This is a genomic window from Candidatus Methylomirabilota bacterium (genome assembly GCA_036005065.1).
GTDB lineage: Bacteria > Methylomirabilota > Methylomirabilia > Rokubacteriales > DASRDR01 > DASYQW01.
This window is the reverse complement of the sequence record DASYQW010000330.1, coordinates 1-4,384: the sequence shown is the minus strand read 5'-3', so window position 1 is coordinate 4,384 and position 4,384 is coordinate 1. Positions and strand designations below refer to the sequence as shown.

Annotated in this window: 5 protein-coding genes; all 5 read right to left on the bottom strand. The window is 70.1% G+C overall.

The annotated features are described in order from the left end of the window. Window positions 1–194: AbrB/MazE/SpoVT family DNA-binding domain-containing protein (locus VGW35_22100; protein HEV8310365.1), on the bottom strand; the 194-nt coding region annotated here is incomplete at its 3' end. 57 nt (window positions 195–251) lie between these two features. After that, window positions 252–1,094, bottom strand: coding sequence for an ABC transporter permease (locus VGW35_22095; GenBank protein HEV8310364.1), 843 nt, complete (start codon window positions 1,092–1,094; stop codon window positions 252–254). A gap of 52 nt (window positions 1,095–1,146) precedes the next feature. Continuing rightward, window positions 1,147–2,151, bottom strand: coding sequence for an ABC transporter permease (locus VGW35_22090; protein HEV8310363.1), 1,005 nt, complete (start codon window positions 2,149–2,151; stop codon window positions 1,147–1,149). 48 nt (window positions 2,152–2,199) lie between these two features. Further along, complete coding sequence (locus VGW35_22085) at window positions 2,200–3,801, bottom strand: ABC transporter substrate-binding protein (protein ID HEV8310362.1); 1,602 nt, start codon at window positions 3,799–3,801, stop codon at window positions 2,200–2,202. A gap of 219 nt (window positions 3,802–4,020) precedes the next feature. Continuing rightward, window positions 4,021–4,384, bottom strand: a 364-nt coding sequence (locus tag VGW35_22080) for a hypothetical protein (GenBank protein ID HEV8310361.1), incomplete at its 5' end; no start/stop codon positions are given.

Sequence of the window (4,384 nt, the reverse complement as noted above, 5' to 3'; positions counted from 1 at the left end):
GTCACATCCTCTCGGGGAACCGCGACCAGCAGCCGGCCCCGGCGCACGAGCTTGACGGGCAACGGTGCAGGGGCGATCTCGATCCGTCCCTCTGCCCAGCGGACCTCGAGCGGCATGCCGGGCTTGAGCCCGGCCTCTCGGCGGATGTCTTTGGGAATGACCAAACGCCCGGTGGCATCAATGGTAGTTTTCATGGCATGAATATTACCATGAATTCAGCCGGAAATGAACTATCGCCGTCGGCAAGAGCCTCATTCCCAGACGTCCAGCGCGTCCCGGAGCGCGTCGCCGAGCAGGTTGAAGCCCATGACGGCCACGAAGATGACCAGGCCCGGCATCGTCGAGAGCCACCAGTGGTCCGGCAGGAAGGTGCGCCCGCGCGCCACCATGGCGCCCCAGTCGGGCGTCGGCTCCTGGGCGCCGACGCCGAGGAACGACAGGCTCGAGCCGAGCAGGATCACGAAGGAGACGTCGAGGGTGGCCTTCACGACGATGGGCGAGATCACGTTGGGCAGGATCTCGCGGAACGAGATGACGAGGTCGTGGCGGCCCAGGGCCCGGGCGGCCTCCACGTAAGGCTCTTCCCGCCGGACGAGCACCTCGCCGTAGACCAGGCGGGTGAACCAGGGCCACCAGGTGAACGAGATGGCCACCATCGCGCTGGTCAGGTCGGGCCTGAAGGCGGCCGCCACCGCGAGGGCGAGGGCCAGCGGCGGGACCGAGAGGAAGACGTCGGTGATCCGCATGATCACCGAGCTGAGGACGCCGCCGCTCCAGTAGCCCGCGATCAGGCCGAGGGGGACGCCGAGCCCGAGGGCGATCCCCAGCACCACCACCGCCAGCACCAGCGCCCACCGGGTGCCGAACACGGCCCGGCTCAGGATGTCGCGGCCCACGTCGTCGGTCCCGAACCAGTGGACCGGCCCCGGCGGGCGGAACGCGCGATCGAAGTGGACGCGCGGCCCGGCGTCCTCCGGGAAGGGCACGAGCCATCCCGGCACCGTCGCGCAGACGACGAGCGCCAGGACCACGGCGGCGCCGGCGGCCGAGAGCGGGTTGCGGAGGAGGCGCCGGAGCCCTCGCCGCCGCCCCAGCGCGTGGGTGCGGGGGGCGGCCGCGATCGCCCGCGGCTCGACGGCCGCCAGCTCAGTGATAGCGCACCCGGGGATCGACGAAGCCGTAGAGCACGTCGACCAGGAAGTTCGCCAGCATGAAGGAGAGGCCGACGACCAGCGTCACGCCGACCACCGCGTTGAAGTCCTTGGCGAGCACGGCGGCCGCGCCGTAGGCGGAGATGCCCGGCCACGAGAAGACGACCTCCACCAGGAAGGCGTTCTCCAGCAGCGCCCCGTAGGTCATGCCCACCAGCGTCAGCACCGAGGTCAGGCCGTTCCGGAGCCCGTAGCGCATCACGAGCCGCGCCGGCCGGATCCCGTAGGCCCGGTGCACCAGCATGAACTGCCGGCGAAAGACGTCGATCATGCTGGCCCGGGTGATCCGGGCGAGCTGGGCCAGGGTCGGCAGCGCCAGGGTCACGGCCGGCAGCGCCAGGTGGAGGGCGCTGTCGAGGAACGCCCGGGTGTCGCCGGTGAGGAGGGCGTCCAGCAGGTAGAAGCCGGTGATCCCGGCCGGCGCCCGGGACGCCCGGCCGACGATGGGAAAGAGGCCGAGCTGGTAGGCGAGCCCGATCTGGAGCACGATGCCGACCCAGAAGCGCGGCAGGGCCACGCCGGGCACGGCGAAGAGCCGGGTGAGGTTGTCGACCCAGGTGTCCCGGTACACGGCCGACAGGACCCCGAGGGGGACGCCGAGCGCGACGGCGACGACCAGGGCGGCCAGGACCAGCTCGACGGTGGCGGGCAGGAAGTCCCGGAGGTCGAGGCGGACGTCCCGGTAGGTCCGGATCGATTCCCCGAAGTCGCCCCGCGCCAGGCCCCCGAGGTAGCCCGCGAACTGGACCGGGAGCGGCTGGTCGAGGCCGAGCTTGTGCCGGTAGGCCTCGATCTGGTCGTGGGTGGCCTCGGGGCCCAGCGCCAGGCGCACGGGGTCTCCCGGCATGACCCGGGAGATCAGGAAGATGAGGACGAGCAGGCCGAGGATCGTCGGGACGATCTGGGCCAGCCGGCGGACCAGGAAGTCGCGGTAGTGCATCGGGGCCCCGGAGGGGGCCGGGCCCCCTCCGGCGGCATGCCAGACCCGCTACTTCTTCTCGATGGTGAAGTCGTAGAAGGCGACGTCGTAGCCGAGCAGTCCGACGTAGCGGTAACCCTTCACGTGGTCCCGGAAGGCGATCCGGTGGATCGGGTTGGCGGCGAAGATGCTCGGGTAGTCCTTGACGACCAGGTCCTGGGCGCGCTTGTAGAGCGCGAGCTGGGGCTCCCGCTCCACGGTCGCCCGCGCCTGCTCCAGGATCCGGGTCACCTCGTCGTTCTTGTACCGGCTGATGGTGCGGAAGCTCCCCCAGGCGCTCGGGTGGTACATGCCGTAGGTGTGACTGTCGGGGTGCGGGTACTTGAGGGTGTCGAAGATCGACGCCACGTCCGGGTTGGTCTCGGCCGACGCCGAGGCCTGCACGATCTGGGCCCAGGGCGTCTCCTTGAGGTTCAGCTTGATCCCGATCGCCGCCAGGTTCGACTGGAAGAGGAGGCCGACCTGACGACCCGGCTCGTTGCCGGTCGGGAACCAGTAGTCGAAGGCGAGCTGCCCGGGCTTGATCCCGGCCGCCGCCAGCTCGCGCTTGGCCTGCTCGACGTCCTGGGCGTAGGCCTGGACGGTCTCGCTGTGGCCGTAGACGCGGATCGGCACCGGCCCCCGGGCCACCGGGGCGCCCTTGAAGATCTGCTCGGCGGCCGTCTTGTAGTCGAAGGCCAGCGCCATCGCCCGGCGCAGCCGGATGTCGGTGAGCGGCGCCCGCTGGGTGTTCAGCTCGATGTGGTAGAGCTGGGCGCTGGGCTGCTCGTCTACCACGATGCCCGGCGACTTCTTGAGCTGCTCGAACGTGGTGGGCGTCCGCCACTGATCGATCATGTCCACCTGGCCGCTCTGGAGCAGCGTCCGCATGGTGGCTTCCTCGGTGACCGTGCGGTAGGTGACGCGGGTGATCTGGTTCGGCTTCCAGCCCCGCCAGTAGCCGGGGAACGCCTTCATGGCCAGGGTCGTCGCGTGGTCCCACGACTCCAGGGTGTAGGGGCCGGACCCGGCGACGCTCTCGCCCAGGAACGCCTCGCCGTAGTCGCCGAACTCGCCGTGCGGTCCGGCCTTCTTGTTGGCGAGGACCCGGGCCTTGTTGACGATGAAGAGCTGGGTCAGCGTCCCCAGGAACGGCGCGTAGGGCTGGCTCAGCGTGAAGACGACGGTGCTGGGCCCGCTGGCGCGCACCTGCTCGGGCGTCAGCACCCCGTTCCAGAGCCAGGCGAAGCCTTTCTTGAGCGCCAGCATCCGGTGGAGCGAGAAGACGACGTCGTCGGCCTTGAGCTCCGTCCCGTCGTGGAACTTGATCCCCTTCCGGATCTGGAAGGTGTAGGTCTTGCCGCCGTCCGTGACCCTCCACGACTCGGCGACGTGCGGGCCGGGCTCCATGGATCCCTCGGCGATCTTGGGATAGAGGAGGGGGTCGTACATGTTGATCACCGCGTGGTGCGCGCTCTCGTCGGTGTGCTTGGCGGGGTCGATCGCGGTGACGGCCTGGCCTTCCAGGTAGGTGACGGCGATGTCCTTGGCCTGCGCCGCGGCGACGGCCGGCAGCGCGACCACGCCGGCCAGGATCAGGAGCGCGATGACGGGGGACACGAGCCTCTGCACGGGGCACCTCCTTCGGCTGGTCGGGACGGGGCGCGGGGTACGGTGCCCGGAGCATAGCACTCTTCCGCGGGCCTTGAGAATGCGGCTTCTGGACCAGGCTGGTCCAGGCCCGTCCCAACCCGCGGAGCGGCGTTCCGACGATGATGTCCGCGCGGACCCTGGCCGCGGCCCGAGCCTGGAAGTCCGCCTAGACGCGGTCGGCGCTGGACCGCCTCACGGTCAGCAGGTGGGCCGGGTCTCGATACGCACCCCCGCCACCTCGAGGGTCTCCCCCGGCACCACCAGCTCGACGTAGTAGACGAAGCTGGCGTTCGGAAGCGGCGCGGCGATCGTCGAGTCGATGAAGGCCCGGAGATTCGGGTTGGCGCCCGTGCTCGAGACCTGCGCCATCACCTCGGGGGGCGCGAAGGCGTTGGTGGTCGCCAGGCGCTTTCGCATCAGTCGGGCCGTGACGTTGATGTCGCCGTCGTTGTCCCGCGCCCAGAGCACGAACCGGCAGACGCGCTCAGCGAAGTTGGGGAAGACCACCGGCGAGAAGTACGTGCCCCGCGCGTTCAGGAGCAGCCCCTGGGACTGCTCGCCC